1 pseudogene is annotated in these 626 nt (G+C 54.8%); it reads left to right on the forward strand.

Features of this window, described 5'->3' with window-relative positions:
• Nucleotides 1-3: 3 nt before the first annotated feature.
• A pseudogene (locus U8U01_RS17335) lies at nt 4-626 on the forward strand (IS5 family transposase); the annotation flags it as partial.

Raw genomic sequence — 626 nt, forward strand, 5'->3', positions numbered from 1 at the left:
AAAATCAGGCCGCATACCATTGGTGAAAAGGGGACGCGAGGCGGCAATGCCCGGGATACCCGGCAATTTATCAACGGAGTATTCTGGATTCTGCGCACCGGAGCGCCCTGGCGGGACTTGCCGGAAGCATACGGACACTGGAAGAATGTACACCGCCGGTTCTGCCGGTGGCGTGACAAGGGAATCTGGGAAAGGATACTGGAGGCCCTGGTGGAGGACACGGACTTTGAGTGGCTGATGATCGACGCCAGCCATGTCAAAGTACATCCCGACGCCGCCGGCGCACGGGGCGGAAATCAGGCGATGGGCCGAACAAAAGGGGGCTCAACACCAAGATACATCTGGCCGTGGATGCGCATGGTATGCCGGTGCGATTCTTTATCACTTGTGGTACCACAGCGGATTGCACAGTTGCAGCGCAATTGATTGAGGGATTCCAGGCGGAATATCTTCTGGCAGACCGTGGCTATGATACAGACACAATCATTATCAAGGCTGCCGACCAAGGCATGACACCGGTCATTCCTCCAAGAAAGGACCGAAAACATATGCGGGAATACGACGAATATCTTTACAAACTCCGCCATCTCGTTGAGAACGCTTTCCTTCTTCTCAAAAGATGGCGC

The organism is Acutalibacter caecimuris (genome assembly GCF_034335085.1).
Classification (GTDB): domain Bacteria; phylum Bacillota; class Clostridia; order Oscillospirales; family Acutalibacteraceae; genus Acutalibacter; species Acutalibacter caecimuris.